The 17,843-nt window shown below is 38.1% G+C and carries 12 protein-coding genes; 6 read left to right on the forward strand and 6 right to left on the reverse strand.

Annotated elements, in window-relative coordinates; genetic code table 11:
- Positions 1–29: 29 nt before the first annotated feature.
- The 5 genes from D7029_RS08020 to D7029_RS08040 form a co-directional block, all read right to left on the reverse strand.
- The gene (locus D7029_RS08020) at positions 30–2,057 is read right to left on the reverse strand and encodes a TonB-dependent hemoglobin/transferrin/lactoferrin family receptor (protein ID WP_194952362.1); all 2,028 of its coding nucleotides are present in this window, start codon (positions 2,055–2,057) and stop codon (positions 30–32) included.
- 68 nt (positions 2,058–2,125) lie between these two features.
- Complete coding sequence (locus D7029_RS08025) at positions 2,126–4,312, reverse strand: TonB-dependent receptor domain-containing protein (protein WP_194952363.1); 2,187 nt, start codon at positions 4,310–4,312, stop codon at positions 2,126–2,128.
- Positions 4,313–4,392: 80 nt separating this feature from the next.
- Complete coding sequence (hemP, locus tag D7029_RS08030) at positions 4,393–4,575, reverse strand: hemin uptake protein HemP (protein WP_088495769.1); 183 nt, start codon at positions 4,573–4,575, stop codon at positions 4,393–4,395.
- A 259-nt stretch (positions 4,576–4,834) separates the two neighbouring features.
- Positions 4,835–5,884: a 3-deoxy-7-phosphoheptulonate synthase gene (locus tag D7029_RS08035; RefSeq protein WP_194952364.1), complete on the reverse strand. Its 1,050-nt coding sequence runs from the start codon at positions 5,882–5,884 to the stop codon at positions 4,835–4,837.
- A 121-nt stretch (positions 5,885–6,005) separates the two neighbouring features.
- Positions 6,006–6,872: a pyruvate, water dikinase regulatory protein gene (locus D7029_RS08040; RefSeq protein WP_088495767.1), complete on the reverse strand. Its 867-nt coding sequence runs from the start codon at positions 6,870–6,872 to the stop codon at positions 6,006–6,008.
- Between the two features lie 218 nt (positions 6,873–7,090).
- On the opposite strand from D7029_RS08040, the gene ppsA reads away from it, so the two are divergent.
- Positions 7,091–9,463, forward strand: coding sequence for a phosphoenolpyruvate synthase (gene ppsA, locus D7029_RS08045; protein ID WP_194952365.1), 2,373 nt, complete (start codon positions 7,091–7,093; stop codon positions 9,461–9,463).
- A gap of 454 nt (positions 9,464–9,917) precedes the next feature.
- Here ppsA and ydiK read toward each other — a convergent pair whose 3' ends face one another.
- Positions 9,918–11,030, reverse strand: coding sequence for an AI-2E family transporter YdiK (gene ydiK, locus D7029_RS08050; RefSeq protein WP_088495765.1), 1,113 nt, complete (start codon positions 11,028–11,030; stop codon positions 9,918–9,920).
- A 216-nt stretch (positions 11,031–11,246) separates the two neighbouring features.
- Between ydiK and D7029_RS08055 the strand changes: the two genes are divergently transcribed.
- From D7029_RS08055 to sufB, 5 genes are all read left to right on the forward strand, one after another.
- Positions 11,247–14,303: an FAD-binding and (Fe-S)-binding domain-containing protein gene (locus D7029_RS08055; protein WP_194952366.1), complete on the forward strand. Its 3,057-nt coding sequence runs from the start codon at positions 11,247–11,249 to the stop codon at positions 14,301–14,303.
- Complete coding sequence (gene menI, locus D7029_RS08060) at positions 14,300–14,713, forward strand: 1,4-dihydroxy-2-naphthoyl-CoA hydrolase (RefSeq protein WP_072070326.1); 414 nt, start codon at positions 14,300–14,302, stop codon at positions 14,711–14,713. Before D7029_RS08055 ends, menI begins: the two co-directional genes overlap by 4 nt.
- A 172-nt stretch (positions 14,714–14,885) precedes the next feature.
- A complete protein-coding gene (locus D7029_RS08065) occupies positions 14,886–15,506 on the forward strand; it encodes a hypothetical protein (RefSeq protein ID WP_194952367.1) in 621 nt (206 codons plus the stop codon).
- A gap of 416 nt (positions 15,507–15,922) precedes the next feature.
- The gene (sufA, locus tag D7029_RS08070; protein ID WP_036913225.1) at positions 15,923–16,291 is read left to right on the forward strand and encodes a Fe-S cluster assembly scaffold SufA; all 369 of its coding nucleotides are present in this window, start codon (positions 15,923–15,925) and stop codon (positions 16,289–16,291) included.
- 17 nt (positions 16,292–16,308) lie between these two features.
- On the forward strand, positions 16,309–17,811 hold the full coding sequence (gene sufB / locus D7029_RS08075) for a Fe-S cluster assembly protein SufB (RefSeq protein WP_075673222.1): 1,503 nt from the start codon (positions 16,309–16,311) through the stop codon (positions 17,809–17,811).
- Positions 17,812–17,843: the final 32 nt, after the last annotated feature.

A 17,843-nucleotide genomic window follows, 5' to 3' on the forward strand; every position in this document is an offset into this window, starting at 1 on the left:
TCCTATTATATCGTTGATTTTATTGTTAATTACCATTGATAGCTCACAAGTACTTTTGCATTTCGGCCTTCTTGAGGAATACCTGCAGAAGAATAATAAGTTTTATCAAATGCGTTACTCAGTACAAATGAGGTTGTTAGCCCCTTAAGTGAGGCATCACCTTCATAACGAAGGTAAAAATCGTTAACGCCATAACCCGCTTGTTGGCGATTAGTTGGACGATTAAAACGGTCATGGTTGGTGAAGTCCGTTTTTTTGGTGAATTGACCAACCCAACCCACAGAAAAATCAGTACTTGGTACAGGAACATCAAAGCGGCTGGTTAATGTATCTGGCTCAATTGAGGTAATTGAGGCATTAGTCGCATTATCTTTTCCTTTGGTATGGTTGTAGGCTAAATCCCAATTAAAGAATTTTGATTGGTAACTCATAGATACATCCCATCCCCAAATAGTTGCTCTTGAAATATTTGTTGATTGTGTATATCCCTGAAAAATAGCGACATCTGCATCAATATAATCTTTTGCGCGAGTATTGAAATGGGCAGCTTTAATTTTCAGATTATCATTATTAGATAATAAGTCGTCGAATTGAAAACCGAATCCGTATTCAGTTGTTGAATTGGTTTCGGGCTTTAAATTAGGATTTGGGCGCCAATAGTTTGTTGGCGCACCAGGGAAAGGTGCATCAAAATGTTTTGCATCGTTATACATCTCACCTAAAGTTGGTGCTCTAAACGCCTGTGAGTAAGAGGTATAAAGCATCGACCAATCAGTTGGTGTGATACTGATTGCTCCTTTTGATGACCATTTATCCGCAGTAATATCATCATAACGATCGTTTTGGCTTTTATATTTGTCAAAACGCGTTCCTAAAATTAAGGAGACAGGTAAATCACGTAAAGTGACTTCATCTTGTACCCACCCTGACATAAAGCGGATATCAGCTTGTGGGAAGCTTTCAGCATTTTGGCTTGGTGACTGTTTTTGTTTATAAACCTCGCCACCATAAGTTAATCCATGTGATGCAAAGCTGTATGTTCCTACTTGTGAGCGGTTTTCGAGTTTTACGCCATAGGTTTTTTGTTCTCGACCTTCAAATCCTTTTTGTATCGTTTTGGCATTGATATCAACTTCACTGTAATAAGCCTGTGTTTTCAAATTAATCCATTGTGAATCTGAAGGATCAAATTGATAGGTTAACTGAACATCTTTTTGTGTTGTGGTGCGATCAGTTTCTACATTTGCAAGTGTAGGATTTGAGGGAACTTGGGGATTTTTGGGTTGATTTGTATTGTTATGATAATAGCGGAATTGTCCACTTAACGTGTTGCTATCATCAATTAACCAGCGCCCTTTAGAAAGAAGATTAATAATGGTTTCGTCATTTTGAGCACGATAACCGCCACCATAACGAGTATCGCCTTTATCGCGTGCTGATAATGCAACAAGTCCATCAAGGTTATCGTGTTTGCCAAAAGCAGTAACACCTAAACCTTGGCTATGTTGAGCGGTATTACCAAGACCAGTAACACGTACGCCACCTTGTTGGTTTTTTGAAAGCAAATCACTTACATCAACAGTATCGTAAGCGATAACACCGCCAAGAGCTCCACTACCATATAAAAGAGCAGAAGGGCCACGAATAACTTCAACTTGTTTTATAAGTAAAGGATCGACAAAAATACTGTCGATATGACCGGTGTCTGTTCCTTGGCGCACGCCATCTACAAGTGTCAGTATTCCATTTTTACTGTATCCACGCATACTGATGGTTTCACCATTAGTACGACCTGCACCTGAAATAGAAATTCCGGGTACATGACGAAGTAATTCAGAAGCACTTCCTGCGGTTTCTGACAACGCATTGTTATTTTTTATAACCGTTGACATCATGGGTAATGTAAAGCTGTCGCGTTCATTACCTGTCGCATAAACAGTAAGTACCTCTGATTTTCTTCCCTCATTAGTTTGTGTTTTTTCTTGTGCAGACACACAAGCAGAAGAGACAGCAACAGCTAGCAAACTAAATTTTATCAATAAAGATGACTGAGACATGCAGATGGATCTCCGTTATTTAATGGGCTGTTAAACAGCCCTTTGTTATGTAAATCATTGCTCCTCATCTACCAGCGATAACTGACGGACATTTTGATATTTCTGCCTTCTTGTGGCACACCTAATGCCGAGAAATATTCTCGATTAAAGGCATTCGCGAGTACCAACGCAGCTTGAATATCTTTATTGTTTTGAGATTGATAACTAATTGAGAAATCGTGAATGCCATAGCCCGGATATTGAGCAATAAGCTCTTGCATTCGATTGGTTGTTTTGCCTTTTACGTGAGGTGCTCTTCCTTTGTGTGTACCTTTATTTTCTGTTGCACTGGCAAATTTTCCTGACCACCCTAATGAGAAGGGAGTTTTAGCAATAGGAAGTTGAATAAAGGTTGTGAGTACTTCAGGGCGAACAGGCGAAATAGTTTCATGCGTAGTTAATTCAAGGGTTCGAGTACGGTTATAACCTAGCCCAATAGAAATTAATGGATGTGAATAACGTAAGCCGAGATCAACACCGTCGATAAGTGCTTGAGGAATATTAATGGCTTGCAGATGAAGCTTTTTCGTTAATACACGAGCATCCCAAATATCATACGTAATATAGTCTATCGCTTTCGTATCAAAATAAGCCGCATTCAGAGAAAATTCATCATCAGATGCTAATAAGTGTGAAAAAGTCAGTTTTCCACCATATTCCCAAGTGCGATTTTTTTCAGGGCTCAGATTAGGATTTGGGATCCAAAATCCTTTTGCAGTACGACCAAAAATAGCGGGTATTTCAAAATGAAGAGAGTCGTTAAACATTTCATTTAGCGTTGGCACTCTCATATTGGTTGAATATGAAGTATAGAGCTGTAACCATTGTGTTGGTGTAAAGGTTAGAGCAATATTTTTACTAATATCACTTTCACTTGTTTGATGAAAATCGGGTTTATGTTGTTTAAAATCCTCTAAAAGTGAATTTAACTCACTTTGAGGTTTGTTTTTATAATAGTGATAACGCAAACCTGTTGTTAATGCTAAAGGTAAATGTGGTGTCGAGAGCTGACTTTCCACCCAACCAGCAACATAAACCATTTTTGCGAGAGGGAAGTTTTTTGCCGCTTGGTTGGAAACCATTTTTTGTTGATAAGCTTCTGAACCTAAAATGATTTTTTGATTTAATTTATCTGAATAGGAAAGTTGAGAACTATTCTCAATTTTTAACCCATAAGTTAATTGTGTCCGATCTTCATTTCTACCTATTTTCCCTTGTTGGTTTTTTCTACGTTGATAATCAGAAAGGGAAGTATCGGTTAAAAATATTTGATTAATATTGAATTGTGAGTAATACAAATGACTGGTTAAATTAACCCAACTCTGTGTTTCAGGCTCATAATGATAAGTGACAGAATAATTTTTCTGTTTAGATTGGCGTTCTACTTGGTTACTTTCGTTCTTACCAAATCCACCCATGCGATGTAAAACTTCTCGCTGAGTACCTTTATTCTCATAATGTCGTGCTGAAAAAATGAAAGTTTGGTTTTCAGTTGGGTAGAGATAAGCTTTAGCAAAAAAGTTGTTAATATGTTCGTGGTTTTCGAGTTTATCACCATTCGCTAAGCGAATAGGACCCCGTTGGCGCTGACTGTAAGCAAATAAACCTTCGGCAATATCGTGTCGCCCTGCAATAATCCCCCCATAAGTGAAGTGCTTATCTGCGGATGAAAGTGAGGTAAATAATTTAGCACTGAGTTTTTCATCTATTTTCAATAAGCTGCGAGGATCAAGCGTTTGAAACGAAACAACACCGCCCATTGCCCCATTACCGTGTAATACAGGGGATGAACCATGTTTTATATCAATGCGTTTCACTAATGAAGGATCAAGAAAAATACCACCTAAGTTGTTGATAGTATTTTCTAAAGGTTGCTCGATACCATCGACTAAGATCTTAACGCCTTTTTGGTCGTAGCCACGCATAAGGATGTTCGCGCCATTCGTGACACCTGTTCCTGATAGGGTTGCACCAGCCACTTTATTTAGCATTTCACCAGTAGTTGATGCGGTTTGTGCTTGAGGTGTCGAACTATCAAGAATGGAATGAAAATCGTGATTTGTTTTATCAATGGAATGACCGAGAACCGTAAGAGAGTCCATCTCTGTATTGTCTGATTGTGCAGAGGCAATAGGGGTGTACAACAAGCAAAGAGCTGTCGCTATACCTGAATATTTGAAATGTTTTTTCAGCATACACATACCATAAATGTCCATAAAAAATCCTTGTATATGGAGTTATTTAGCTGGCTGCCTAGCTGAGGGAGTAGGTGGCTTGCAAGTTATTGTCAAAATGATTATTTAGTCAGGATTAATTTTCCTGCCTTTGTTTGGCGCAGTTGATACAACTCTCCGTTGTGTTGAATGTAAACCACGCCATCTTTACCCAATAACTCAATGCTATTGATTGATTGAATTATTGAAGAATGAGAATTTTGTTTAGTTAAAGAACTATCCAAATTATTAGCTTTTTTATTCATAATATACTAAGAGTAATAAGCGTTATCATTATGATAATCATTATCGTTAACAAAAGTGTTTAGACAAGCTTTTTTTTAACGTAAACAGGTAAATTTAAGTCATATTGTGAATAACTAAACGCTATACGATGAAAATTAAAACAATGGAATAAAAGAGACTTATATTTTTCTCAAAATATAACGTTAATAAAGGGGGGGAGTTTGGATGAAAATAGAAGACAAGATAAAAGGGGTAAAGATTACCCCTTAATAAATAAGCTTATTGAAATCGACTCTCAACGGCTTGTGCTAATAATTCAAGAAGTTGTTCTGTATCATTCCAACTTAAACAAGGATCAGTGATCGATTGTCCATAATTAAGCGGTTTATTTTGTACGACTTTTTGTGAGCCTTCTTGTAAAAAGCTCTCAGCCATCACACCTACAATCGCTTGTGAGCCATCTTTAATTTGCTGACCAACATTTCTGGCTACTTCTAATTGGCGACGATGAATTTTTTCACAGTTGCCATGACTAAAATCGATAATAAGATACTCTGGTAAATCCACTTGCTTTAGTGCATCAACCGCATCAGCGATATCGCTTGCGTGATAATTCGGCTTTTTACCTCCACGCATAATAATATGACCATAAGGATTACCACTGGTTTGGTAAATCGTCATACGGCCATTTTTATCAGGCGATAAGAAAGTATGACTTACACGAGAAGCGCGAATAGCATCAATGGCAATACGAGTATTACCATCAGTGCCATTTTTAAAACCCACAGGGCAAGAGAGTGCTGAAGCCATTTCACGATGAACTTGGCTTTCAGTTGTTCTTGCACCAATAGCCCCCCAACTAATTAAATCAGCAATATATTGGCCTGTGACCATATCGAGAAATTCAGTTGCAGTGGGCAAACCTAACGCATTTATCTCAATTAATAGCTTTCTCGCAAGGCGAATACCTTCGTTGACATTGCATGAGTTATCAAGGAAAGGATCAGAGATTAAGCCTTTCCAGCCAATGACTGTACGTGGCTTTTCAAAGTAGGTTCTCATGACAATTTCTAAGCGCTCATGATAACGTTCTTTTAGCTGATTAAGCTTAGTCGCGTACTCTTTGGCGGCTTTAGGATCATGAATAGAGCAAGGCCCTACAATCACTAATAGTCGTTTGTCTTCGCCAGTAAGGATCGCTTCAATTCGTTTACGTGCTGATGTGATATTTTGGATTATCTCATCAGAAATGGGGAACTCTTTTGCTAAGGTTTCTGGTGTTACCAGACTGTCTAGCACCTTAGTCCGTAGTTCGTCTGTCTTTAACATAATTCATCTCAATAAATATACAGGGTAAATCTACCCAGTGATTAAGATCACAATAAACGAAATTCAGCTAATTTCAACAGCGTTCACAGAGAAAAACGAATAAAAAAGTCGCCAGAAAGAGTTAAAACATTCTTCTCGCTAATCCCATAGAATCAATTACCTTGGTTGAAATTTCTTCAACAGAATAATTCGTGGTGTTGAGATAAGGAATATTGTTTTTTCTAAAAAGGGCTTCCACTTCAGCTAATTCAATTCTGCATTGGCGAATCGAGGCATAACGGCTATTTTCGCGACGCTCACCTCGGATAGCAGCAAGACGTTCTGGCGCAATGGTTAAGCCAAATAATTTATGTTGATATTCTTTTAATTCAGCGGGAAGTTTTAAGAAATCCATATCATCCGCAGTAAAAGGATAGTTTGCGGCTTGAATACCAAATTGCATTGCCAAATAGAGGCTGGTGGGCGTTTTTCCACAACGAGAAACACCAATTAAGATCACTTGAGCTTGGTCGAGATTTCGTAATGATATGCCATCATCATGGGAAAGGGTGTATTCGATTGCAGCAATACGAGCATCGTATTTACTAAGGTTTTTTTCGGTTAATCCATGAGTTTTGTTTAATTTTGGCGATGCTTGAATGCCCACTTCTTTTTCAAGTGGTATTACTAGGGATTGCACAATATCCTGACAAAAACCTTCACTGCTATTTATTATCTGTTTAACTTCAGGGCTGATAATAGAATAAAAGACAAGAGGCTTAGCACCACTCTTTTTATAAATTTCGGAGATTTTCTGTTTTATTTCTTCAGCTCTTTCCACAGTAGAAACAAAAGGTAATGTATAACTTTTCATTTTTAATGGAAATTGAGAAAGTACCGCATGGCCTAATACTTCTGCTGTAATCGCTGTACCATCAGAGATAAAAAAGACTGTTCTATCAATGGGTTCATTATTATCACAATTAATAGAATTCAAGCTTAATATCATAACGCTCACCTTTTTTTAGCTGAATTAGCAAATCAAACAATATTATCTAAAGCATTTTTAGTGATTATAAAGGATAAAAAAATAAAGTTTTCTGGTTGATCGATTCACCTTTCTATATTCAGCATCACATTGTGATACGCTTATTTACGTTGTCGTTTTGACAGCGGGTTTTTCTTTTTTTCTCTCTCTCATAATTGTTTAAAAAAGGATTGTTCTCAATGTCCAGCAATAGCCTCACCCCGTGCAATGTGCTTTGGTATAACCAATTAGGTATGAATGACGTTGATCGTGTTGGTGGGAAAAATGCTTCCCTCGGTGAAATGATCACAAACCTAGCGGAACTGGGTGTTTCTGTTCCTAATGGGTTTGCTACCACAGCGCAAGCGTTTAATGATTTTCTGGAACAGAGCGGTATCAATCAGCGTATTTATGAATTACTTGATAGCGTTGATGTTGATGATGTTAATCAACTGACTCAAGCAGGTAATCAAATTCGCCAGTGGGTAATTGATACACCTTTTACGCCTCAGTTTGAAAAAGATATTCGCGATGCTTATCTCACATTAAGTGAAGGTGAATCTGAAGCTTCATTTGCCGTTCGTTCATCTGCGACTGCAGAAGATATGCCTGATGCTTCTTTTGCCGGTCAACAAGAGACGTTTTTAAACGTTCAAGGTATTGATGCCATACTCGTTGCAATCAAACACGTATTTGCCTCGTTATTTAACGATCGCGCAATCTCTTATCGTGTTCACCAAGGTTATGATCACCGTGGTGTTGCATTATCTGCGGGTGTTCAACGTATGGTACGTTCTGATCTTGCTTCTTCAGGTGTGATGTTTACCATCGATACTGAATCTGGCTTTGATCAAGTTGTCTTTATTACATCAGCTTATGGTTTAGGTGAAATGGTTGTACAGGGTGCTGTTAACCCAGATGAGTTTTATGTACACAAGCCAACTTTAGCAAAAGGTCTACCTTCTATTGTTCGTCGTAATCTTGGCTCTAAAAAGATCCAAATGGTTTACGCAGACAGCGTTGAACATGGTAAACAAGTCCGTATCGAAGATACGCCAGAGTCACTGCGCAATCGTTTCTCTTTGACTGATCATGAAGTTCAAGAGCTGGCTAAACAAGCTGTATTGATTGAACGCCACTATGGTCGTCCAATGGATATCGAATGGGCTAAAGATGGACATAATGGTCGTTTATACATCGTTCAGGCTCGCCCAGAAACAGTTCGTTCTAACCAACAAGTTATGGAGCGCTATCAATTAAATGAAAGTGGCTCTGTTATTATTGAAGGCCGTGCTATTGGTCATCGTATTGGTACGGGTGCCGTCAAAGTTATCCATAACTTAAGTGAAATGGATAGAATTGAAGCGGGTGATGTGCTGGTTACTGACATGACAGACCCAGATTGGGAACCTATCATGAAGAAAGCTTCTGCGATTGTAACTAATCGTGGTGGTAGAACTTGTCACGCAGCTATTATTGCTCGTGAATTAGGTATTCCAGCTGTTGTAGGTTGTGGTGATGCAACAGAATGTATTGCGGAAGGACAAGTTGTAACTGTTTCTTGTGCTGAAGGTGATACAGGATTTGTTTACGATGGAAAACTGGATTTCTCTATTCAGAGCTCCGCAATCGATAATATGCCTGAATTAGGGCTCAAAATCATGATGAACGTCGGCAATCCTGATCGTGCATTCGATTTTGCAGGCTTACCAAATGATGGTGTCGGTCTTGCGCGTTTAGAATTTATTATTAACCGCATGATTGGTGTGCATCCTCGCGCATTACTAGAGTATGACGACCAAACTGAAGCACTGAAAGCTGAAATCAATGAAATGATGGCTGGCTATGAATCTCCAGTTGAGTATTACATTAGTAAATTAACGGAAGGGATTGCAACATTAGCAGCGGCATTCTGGCCTAAACGCGTTATTGTTCGTTTATCTGACTTTAAATCTAACGAATATGCCAATTTAGTAGGTGGCGATCGTTATGAGCCAGATGAAGAAAACCCAATGTTAGGATTCCGTGGTGCGGGTCGTTATGTTTCTGACGATTTCCGTCGCTGTTTCTCGCTTGAGTGTGAGGCGGTAAAACGTGTTCGTAATGATATGGGTTTAGAAAACGTTGAAGTTATGATCCCATTTGTTCGTACTGTACGCCAAGCTGAAGAAGTTATTGACGAATTAGCGGCAAATGGTTTGAAACGTGGTGAGAATGGCTTAAAAGTCATTATGATGTGTGAAATTCCATCAAATGCCTTATTAGCAGATAAATTCTTAGAACACTTTGATGGTTTCTCTATCGGCTCTAACGATATGACCCAATTAACATTAGGTCTTGACCGAGATTCAGGTGTGGTTTCTGCACTGTTTGATGAACGCAATGATGCAGTGAAAGCATTGTTATCAATGGCGATCCAAGCCGCTAAACGTAATGGAAAATATGTGGGTATTTGTGGTCAGGGACCTTCTGATCATGAAGATTTCGCACAATGGCTAATGGAAGAGGGAATTGATAGTTTATCTTTAAACCCAGATACTGTAATTAAAACTTGGGTAAAATTAGCACAATAGAATTAATATCATCGCTATAAATAAAAGCTCACAATATAATGTGAGCTTTTTTTATACAATTATTAAATAATAGGCAAAAAAAAAGCCTATCATGGGCTGACAGGCAAAGACTACACACAGCAATATTTTATATTCTTTAATCTCGCCAATTAATCTATTAATATGAAAGGCGAAATTATTAATTCGATGAAACATTTGTTTCGTTGATATTTATATTAAGAGAAATGCGTTAATTATGCTCTAAGAATTATCTCAATAAAAAGAATATAGGCTTATTTGAAAGTGAATATAACTTGCTGGTAACAAACAGGTTTAAAAAAATGTAATTTGTTTCAAATTGTAAGTTTTAATATAAAAATATAATGATTTATTCCTAAATTGATAATCTTTATTAAACCTTACTCTGTTATTTTTAGAGCATGTAAGTAGCTACACTTACATGCTCCATTATTATTTATTCTTTTTCGATAAAGTTTTTATTCATAAATTCTACTGTTTCAGTTAAATCAGGATTAGGTTTTGGTACTTCATTAATCCATGCATTTAATAAGCTATGTGCAACAGCAAGAACAACAGGACCAATAAATAACCCAATCATACCTAATGTTAAAATCCCACCAATAACACCAGTAAGAATTAATACCATAGGCAAATCAGCGCCCATCTTGATTAAATAAGGTCGTAATACACCATCCATTGTCGCAACCGCGCCACCCCAAATCACCATAACAATGCCCCAAGTGGTATCACCTGTCCAAAATAGCCATAAAATGGAAGGGATCAATACTAATAAAGGACCTATTTGAGCAAGGCAGCAAATAAACATAATAACGGTTAATACAGTAGCATAAGGTACGCCAGACACTGCGAGACCGATACCACCAACAATCGCTTGAATTAAGGCGGTTAAAACCACGCCTAATGCGACAGCGCGAATAGACATGGATGCAAGTAAGATTGCAGCATCACCACGCTGACCAGCTAAACGAATGGCAAAATGGCGTAACCAAGATACGACATTTTCGCCTTGTAAAAACAGTAAGCCAGAAAATAACAACATCACACCCAAATGTAAGGCAAATCGACCAATATTTAATGCTTGAGCAAAAAACCAGTTTGCAGCTTGTCCGACATAAGGTTGGATTTTTGAGATTAACGCGTTACCGCCAGAGACAAGGATAGAATGCCATGTATCATAAAGCTTGCTCCCTATCATTGGGATATCGTTAAGCCATAATAGTTGAGGTGGCTGAATACTCGAAGGTGATTTTGCTAATTCTATTAAAGGCGCACTATTATCAATAACACTACTAATTAATAAGATAATAGGGATAACGAAGATCAGTAATATCAAAATCATCATTATCATGGTTGATAGCCAACGATATTTTACCCGCTTTTCAATAATAAGAAGTAAAGGCCACGTTGCAACAACAATCATTCCAGCCCAAATGAAACCCACAATAAAGGGATTTAGTATCCAAAAACTGGCAATAATAAAAAAAGAAATAAAAAGAACTGTGAATAAAACTTTGGGTATATCTGTATGGATCTGCGGTTTTTCCATGGTTTTAAATCCCTACACGAATAAAAATGCTAGAAGCAGATGAATAAACATTGCAAATATCACGTTGTTTATATCACTACGCAATTTGCCAGAATTGTATGATAAGGTGAACAGGTATCGGTCTGAAAGTACAAAATGAGGCAAAGTACCTCTTAGCATACATTTCAACATCTAAAATTAAGCAATGTGGACTATTAGATTAAAGAGCTATAACAAATGATCCCACGTATATCGCAAGCACCGCAAGTCAGTGAACTCACAACAGAATTTCTTGATACTCTTCTAAAAAACGGTTTCACCGGTGATATCTCCAGCAGTTACGCTGACAGACTCACTATGGCAACAGATAATAGTATTTACCAGTTATTGCCACAGGCTGTTGTTTTTCCTCGCTCAACAGCTGATGTAACTATTATTGCTCGCTTAGTTGATGAACCTCGATTTCATTCACTCTCTCTGACTCCTAGAGGGGGCGGTACAGGCACCAATGGCCAAGCGTTAACGGATGGTATTGTGGTTGATTTATCTCGCTATATGAAGCGTATTATCGAGATAAATCCGCAGGAGCGTTGGGTAAAAGTGGAAGCAGGGGTGATAAAAGATGAGTTAAATCTCTTTTTAAAACCTTATGGCTTCTTTTTCGCACCTGAGCTATCTACCAGTAATCGTGCCACATTAGGTGGAATGATTAATACCGATGCATCAGGACAAGGTTCAATGGTTTATGGTAAAACCTCTGATCACGTTCTTGGTGTTAGGGCAGTTTTGTTAGGTGGCGAACTGCTTGAAACGCGCGCTATGGATACAGCGCTAGCCGAAAATATTGCCCAAGAAAGCTCCGCAATAGGTAAAGTTTACCGTACCGTTTTATCTCGTTGTAAAGAGCAACGAAAGCTCATTCTTGAAAAATTTCCTAAATTAAATCGCTTTTTAACAGGGTATGATTTGCGTCATGTCTTTAGTGATGACATGAAACGATTTGATTTAACGAGAATTTTAACAGGCTCTGAAGGCACACTCGCTTTTATTACTGAAGCGACACTGGATATTACGCCAATTCCCAAACAGCGCAGTTTAGTCAACGTAAAATACGATTCTTTTGACTCTGCATTGCGTAACGCACCTTTTTTAGTTAAAGCGAATGCACTTTCTGTTGAAACGGTTGATTCAAAAGTATTAAATCTCGCCCGTGAAGATATCGTGTGGCACTCCGTGAAAGAGCTGATTACAGATATACCCGATAAAGATATGCAAGGACTTAATATTGTTGAATTTGCGGGTGATGATGAAAACCTTATTGCTTCACAAGTTGCATCATTATGCCAGCGCTTAGATTCATTAATGAAAGAAGGTCAGGGCGGTGTTATCGGTTATCAAGTCTGTGAAGATTTGGCGGACATTAACCGTATTTATGCCATGCGTAAAAAAGCGGTCGGTTTATTAGGTAACGCCAAAGGACAAGCAAAGCCAATTCCTTTTGTAGAAGATACCTGTGTGCCACCAGAACATCTTGCTGATTATATTACCGAATTTAGAGCATTACTTGATAGTCATCAGCTCAATTATGGCATGTTTGGGCATGTTGATGCCGGTGTGTTGCACGTAAGACCTGCTCTTGATATGTGCGATCCACAACAAGAATTATTGATGAAATCTATCTCAGACGACATTGTCACGTTAACAGCCAAATATGGTGGGTTACTCTGGGGTGAACATGGAAAAGGCTTTAGAGCGCAATACAGCCCCGAATTTTTCGGTGAAACGCTTTATCATGAACTGCGTCAAATCAAAACGGTGTTCGATCCTCGAAATAGATTGAATCCTGGGAAAATATGTCCTCCATTAGAGGTCGATGAACCCATGAAGCAAGTTGATACCATCAAACGAGGCACTTTTGATCGCACAATCCCTTTGTCTGTGCGTCAAGATTTCAAAGGCGCACTGGATTGTAATGGTAATGGGCTTTGCTTTAACTTTGATGCCAAAAGTCCAATGTGTCCTTCAATGAAAATCAGCGGGCAACGCATTCATTCACCTAAAGGACGAGCCGCACTTGTAAGAGAGTGGTTACGCTTATTAACAGAGCAAGGCGTTAGCCCAAAACAACTTGAATCTAGCCTTGAAAATAATAAACCTAGTTTAAGAGGTTTAATTGAGAAAACACGTAATACATGGAAAGCTAAACGTGGCGAATATGACTTTTCTCATGAAGTGAAAGCGGCTATGAATGGTTGCTTGGCTTGTAAAGCCTGTTCAACGCAATGCCCGATTAAAATTGATGTGCCATCATTTCGTTCTAAGTTTACTGAACTTTATCACCAGCGTTATTTACGCCCGTTAAAAGATCATATTGTCGCGAATGTTGAATTAACAACGCCGATTATGGCGAAAGCACCGGGATTCTTTAACTTTTTTATGAAGCAACCGTTGGTGCAATCATTAAGTAAACACACGATAGGAATGGTTGATTTACCTTTGTTGTCATCACCTACATTAAGACAGCAATTGGCTGGGCACAAAGCGTTAGATATGACGCTAGAAGACTTAGAGCGTTTATCTGAAAAGCAACGAAGTCATCATGTGCTGGTGGTGCAAGATCCGTTTACCAGTTATTACGATGCAAAAGTGGTTGCCGATTTTATCAAACTAATTGAAAAAATTGGATTTAAACCTGTTTTGCTGCCATTTTCGCCTAATGGAAAAGCGCAGCATATTAAAGGTTTTTTACAGCAATTTAGTAAAACGGCACAAAAAACGTCAACCATGCTTAATCGTGTTGCAAAATTAGATATTCCAATGGTGGGAGTTGATCCTGCATTAGTGCTTTGTTATCGCGATGAATATCGTGAAATACTGGGTGATAAGCGTGGGGATTTTAATGTTCAACTTGTTCATGAATGGCTAAGTAAATTAGTATCTGAGCCAATAGCAGTTCGCGATGATGCTGAAAAATGGTATCTTTTCGGGCACTGTACAGAAGTGACGGCGCTACCACAAAGTATGAAACAGTGGCAGGCTATTTTCCAACGTTATGGGCAGCAACTCGAATTTGTGAGCACTGGATGTTGTGGAATGGCAGGTACTTATGGACATGAACTGAACAATTATGAAAACTCGTTGGGCATTTACCAACTCTCATGGGGTAATGCACTAAAAACATTACCAACAATGCGTTGCTTAAGCACAGGATATTCGTGTCGTAGTCAAGTAAAACGTATTGATAATATTGAGCTAAAACACCCACTACAGGCACTTTTGGAGATTATGCCATGATATGGAAACGTGAAACGACAATCGAGCATCTTAATCATATTGGCCAAAACAATATGATGAGCCATTTAGGTATTGAATTAACGTGCCTCGGGGATGATTATCTTGAAGGAACAATGCCAGTTGATCACCGCACTAAGCAACCTTTAGGGCTTTTACATGGTGGTGCTTCTGTTGTTTTAGCTGAAACATTGGGCTCTGTTGCGGGTTATCTTTGTACCGAAGGTGAACAGAAAATTGTGGGTTTAGAAATTAATGCTAATCATATTCGTTCAGCGAGAGAAGGCAAGGTAAGAGGTGTATGCAAACCGATTCATTTAGGACGTTCACACCAAGTCTGGTCAATAGAAATCTTTGATGATGAAGATCGTCAAGTGTGTATTTCTAGATTAACGACATCTGTTATTTCTTAAAGAATAAAAAAGACAAACGCACAGAGTGAAATACTCGCTTTGTGCGTTTTTTGTGTTTATAGATAATGTCAAAAAAATAAAAATAGAGAGAGAAAATAGAATTACTTCTTTATTTAGATTTTATTTTTAATGATAATCATTATCTTCATAATAAAAGATAAGACGATCAATAATGTTTACTATTTCTAAATTTAACACCACAGTATTATTAATTGCAGGTTTATTAATCAGTGGGTGCGATAATAATTCTACCTCTGAAACGAGTAATGATATAAGTAATATTTCGGTACAAACTGTTTCTGGTTTTAATATGGCTTATCCCACTTCGTTTTCCATGAGCAGAGAAGATACTGAAAATTATTTTAAATCATTACCAGATAATATTCAGGATGTCACAACGGAAATGATGGTTTATAAATCAGAACCCATTTGTGATTTGACAGAGGTTCGTCTGGTTTATTTTAAAATGATCGATGCAATGAGTTACGATGTAGATGCAGGAGCGCAAGGTATTGTAGATAATATCGCCATCATAGATGGTATGAATGAAATATCTACATCGATAAAACCATTAACTATTCCAAATGTGGAAAGTCGACATGTCTTTTTTGAAGGGAAATATGCAAAAGAGAACGTGAGTTATGAAGGTATTTTAGCGGCTGATCTTAAAACGAATCGAGTATGGCAATTGCAACTGATTAGCAACTTCAATAGCCAATCGGACAAACAAAAAAACAGTCAAATTCTTGAATGTACAAACAAATATATTCAAACCATCACTATTAATAAATAACATCAAAGAGCACACAAACCAATAAGAGGTCATCATATAAGTGGTGCTATCTTATTCCTCATCAAAGCATAAAAATGAATGTGAATAGGCTCAATAAGCGAGATGTAAAAGCACATTTTTATGCTTTTTTCTCTAAATTTCAGTGATAACATATAAAGTGTATTTATTTTGCAACTTATGTGCGTATTGTGCGAAATATAAGAAAAATTAAAAGTTTTATTTTTTAGAATGAAAAAATATAAAAGTGTTATATTACATTGCGTTAACATGTATTGTTAACAAAATGAGTGCAAAAATAGAACAAAAAATACACATTTACGGAATATCCTTTCAAAAGACATGGTTGAAGTGATAAGGGTTATCATTACCATTAGTGTCAGGAAAGATATCAATCTCCTTTCGAAATGAGGTCAGAAATGACAAACAACGTTGAAACTTTTTCTCTTAATGACACAGCTTGGCAAGGCATTGTATTAACGGATAATGCGGCAAAGCATATCTGCCATTTGGTTGAGAAAAACCCTGAAAAACAAGGGCTTTCCTTAAGTATCAAACCCTCCGGTTGTACAGGGTATGGTTATGTTATTGAACTCGCTACTGCCCCAAATGATGATGATCTTGTTTATGAACATAATGGCGCAAAACTCTTTGTTTCATTAAAAGCAATGCCATTTATCGATGGGTTGGTTGTTGATTATGTTCGTGAAGGACTTAATCAAATGTTTAAATTTAATAATCCTAAAGCTCAAAACGTCTGCGGATGTGGTGAGAGCTTCGGGGTATAACATAGTGAAGTCAGATTATGTCTCAGAGCAATGTTGAAATTGGTGATGAAGTTCAGGGATGGCTAAGCGATCACCACTATAAAGAAGGTTTTTATACCGATATCTCAACCGACACCTTAGAAAAAGGATTAAATGAAGCGGTTGTACGTGCAATATCGGCAAAAAGAAACGAACCAGAGTGGATGCTGGAATTTCGTTTAGATGCTTATCGCCATTGGTTAGAAATGGAAGAGCCACATTGGCTAAAAGCAGATTATCCATCGCTTAATTATCAAGATTATAGCTATTACTCAGCACCATCTTGTAGTTCATGTTGTGCTAACGGCAGTTGTGCTGGTGGCACAAATGAAGCTGTTACGAGCGATAAACAAGCTGCACAGGATTATTTAACCAAAGAAGTTGAAGATGCTTTTAACCAACTCGGAGTGCCTGTAAGAGAAGGGCAAGCTGTTGCTGTTGATGCCATTTTTGACTCTGTTTCTGTTTCAACAACATATCGTGAAGAGCTTGCTGAACATGGCATTATTTTCTGTTCATTTAGCGAGGCTATTCAAGAATACCCTGATTTAGTGCGCCAATATTTAGGCACCGTTGTCTCAAGCCATGATAATTACTTTGCTGCGCTGAATGCTGCGGTCGCATCTGATGGTACCTTTGTCTATATTCCCAAAGGGGTTCGTTGCCCAATGGAGTTATCGACTTATTTCCGTATTAATGCGGCTCAAACGGGTCAATTCGAACGAACAATTCTGGTTGCTGATGAAGGCAGTTATGTTAGTTATATCGAAGGTTGTTCAGCACCTGTTCGTGATAGCTATCAGCTTCATGCTGCTGTGGTTGAAGTCATTATCCATAAAGATGCTGAAGTAAAATATTCTACAGTGCAAAACTGGTTCTCTGGTGGCGACAGTGAAGGCGGTATCCTTAACTTTGTGACTAAGCGCGCTATTTGTGAAGGCGAAAACGCAAAAATGTCATGGACGCAATCAGAGACAGGATCTGCAATCACATGGAAATATCCAAGTGTGATTTTAAAAGGGGATAATTCCACCGCTGAATTCTTCTCGGTTGCTTTAACGAATGGCAACCAACAAGCAGATACGGGGACTAAGATGATCCATATCGGCAAAAATACCAAATCAACCATTATCTCTAAAGGTATTTCTGCGGGTAAAAGTCAAAACAGTTACCGTGGGCTCGTAAAAGTACTTCCTGGTGCACAAAATGCTCGTAACTTTACCCAGTGTGACTCCATGTTAATTGGTACACAGTGCGGTGCGCATACTTTCCCTTATGTTGAGGTAATGAATAATTCAGCACAGCTTGAGCACGAAGCGACAACGTCACGTATTGGTGAAGATCAGTTGTTCTATTGTCGCCAGCGTGGATTAAGTGAAGATGATGCAATCTCAATGATTGTAAACGGATTTTGTAAAGATGTGTTCTCAGAATTACCGCTGGAATTTGCTGTGGAAGCACAAAAATTATTAGCAATCAGCTTAGAGCATAGCGTCGGTTAACTATTAACCAAATTCTGAGTATAAAGATACCG

The sequence above is a fragment of the Proteus vulgaris genome, assembly GCF_016647575.1.
Classification (GTDB): Bacteria; Pseudomonadota; Gammaproteobacteria; order Enterobacterales; family Enterobacteriaceae; genus Proteus; species Proteus mirabilis_B.

Coding starts and splice junctions, on each gene's coding strand:
- ppsA (WP_194952365.1), top strand. CDS start 7,091: ATGTCCAGCAATAGCCTCACCCCGTGCAATGTGCTTTGGTATAACCAA.
- D7029_RS08040 (WP_088495767.1), bottom strand. CDS start 6,872: ATGATATTAAGCTTGAATTCTATTAATTGTGATAATAATGAACCCATT.
- D7029_RS08065 (WP_194952367.1), top strand. CDS start 14,886: ATGTTTACTATTTCTAAATTTAACACCACAGTATTATTAATTGCAGGT.
- D7029_RS08020 (WP_194952362.1), bottom strand. CDS start 2,057: ATGTCTCAGTCATCTTTATTGATAAAATTTAGTTTGCTAGCTGTTGCT.
- ydiK (WP_088495765.1), bottom strand. CDS start 11,030: ATGGAAAAACCGCAGATCCATACAGATATACCCAAAGTTTTATTCACA.
- D7029_RS08025 (WP_194952363.1), bottom strand. CDS start 4,312: ATGGACATTTATGGTATGTGTATGCTGAAAAAACATTTCAAATATTCA.
- menI (WP_072070326.1), top strand. CDS start 14,300: ATGATATGGAAACGTGAAACGACAATCGAGCATCTTAATCATATTGGC.
- sufB (WP_075673222.1), top strand. CDS start 16,309: ATGTCTCAGAGCAATGTTGAAATTGGTGATGAAGTTCAGGGATGGCTA.
- hemP (WP_088495769.1), bottom strand. CDS start 4,575: ATGAATAAAAAAGCTAATAATTTGGATAGTTCTTTAACTAAACAAAAT.
- D7029_RS08055 (WP_194952366.1), top strand. CDS start 11,247: ATGATCCCACGTATATCGCAAGCACCGCAAGTCAGTGAACTCACAACA.
- D7029_RS08035 (WP_194952364.1), bottom strand. CDS start 5,884: ATGTTAAAGACAGACGAACTACGGACTAAGGTGCTAGACAGTCTGGTA.
- sufA (WP_036913225.1), top strand. CDS start 15,923: ATGACAAACAACGTTGAAACTTTTTCTCTTAATGACACAGCTTGGCAA.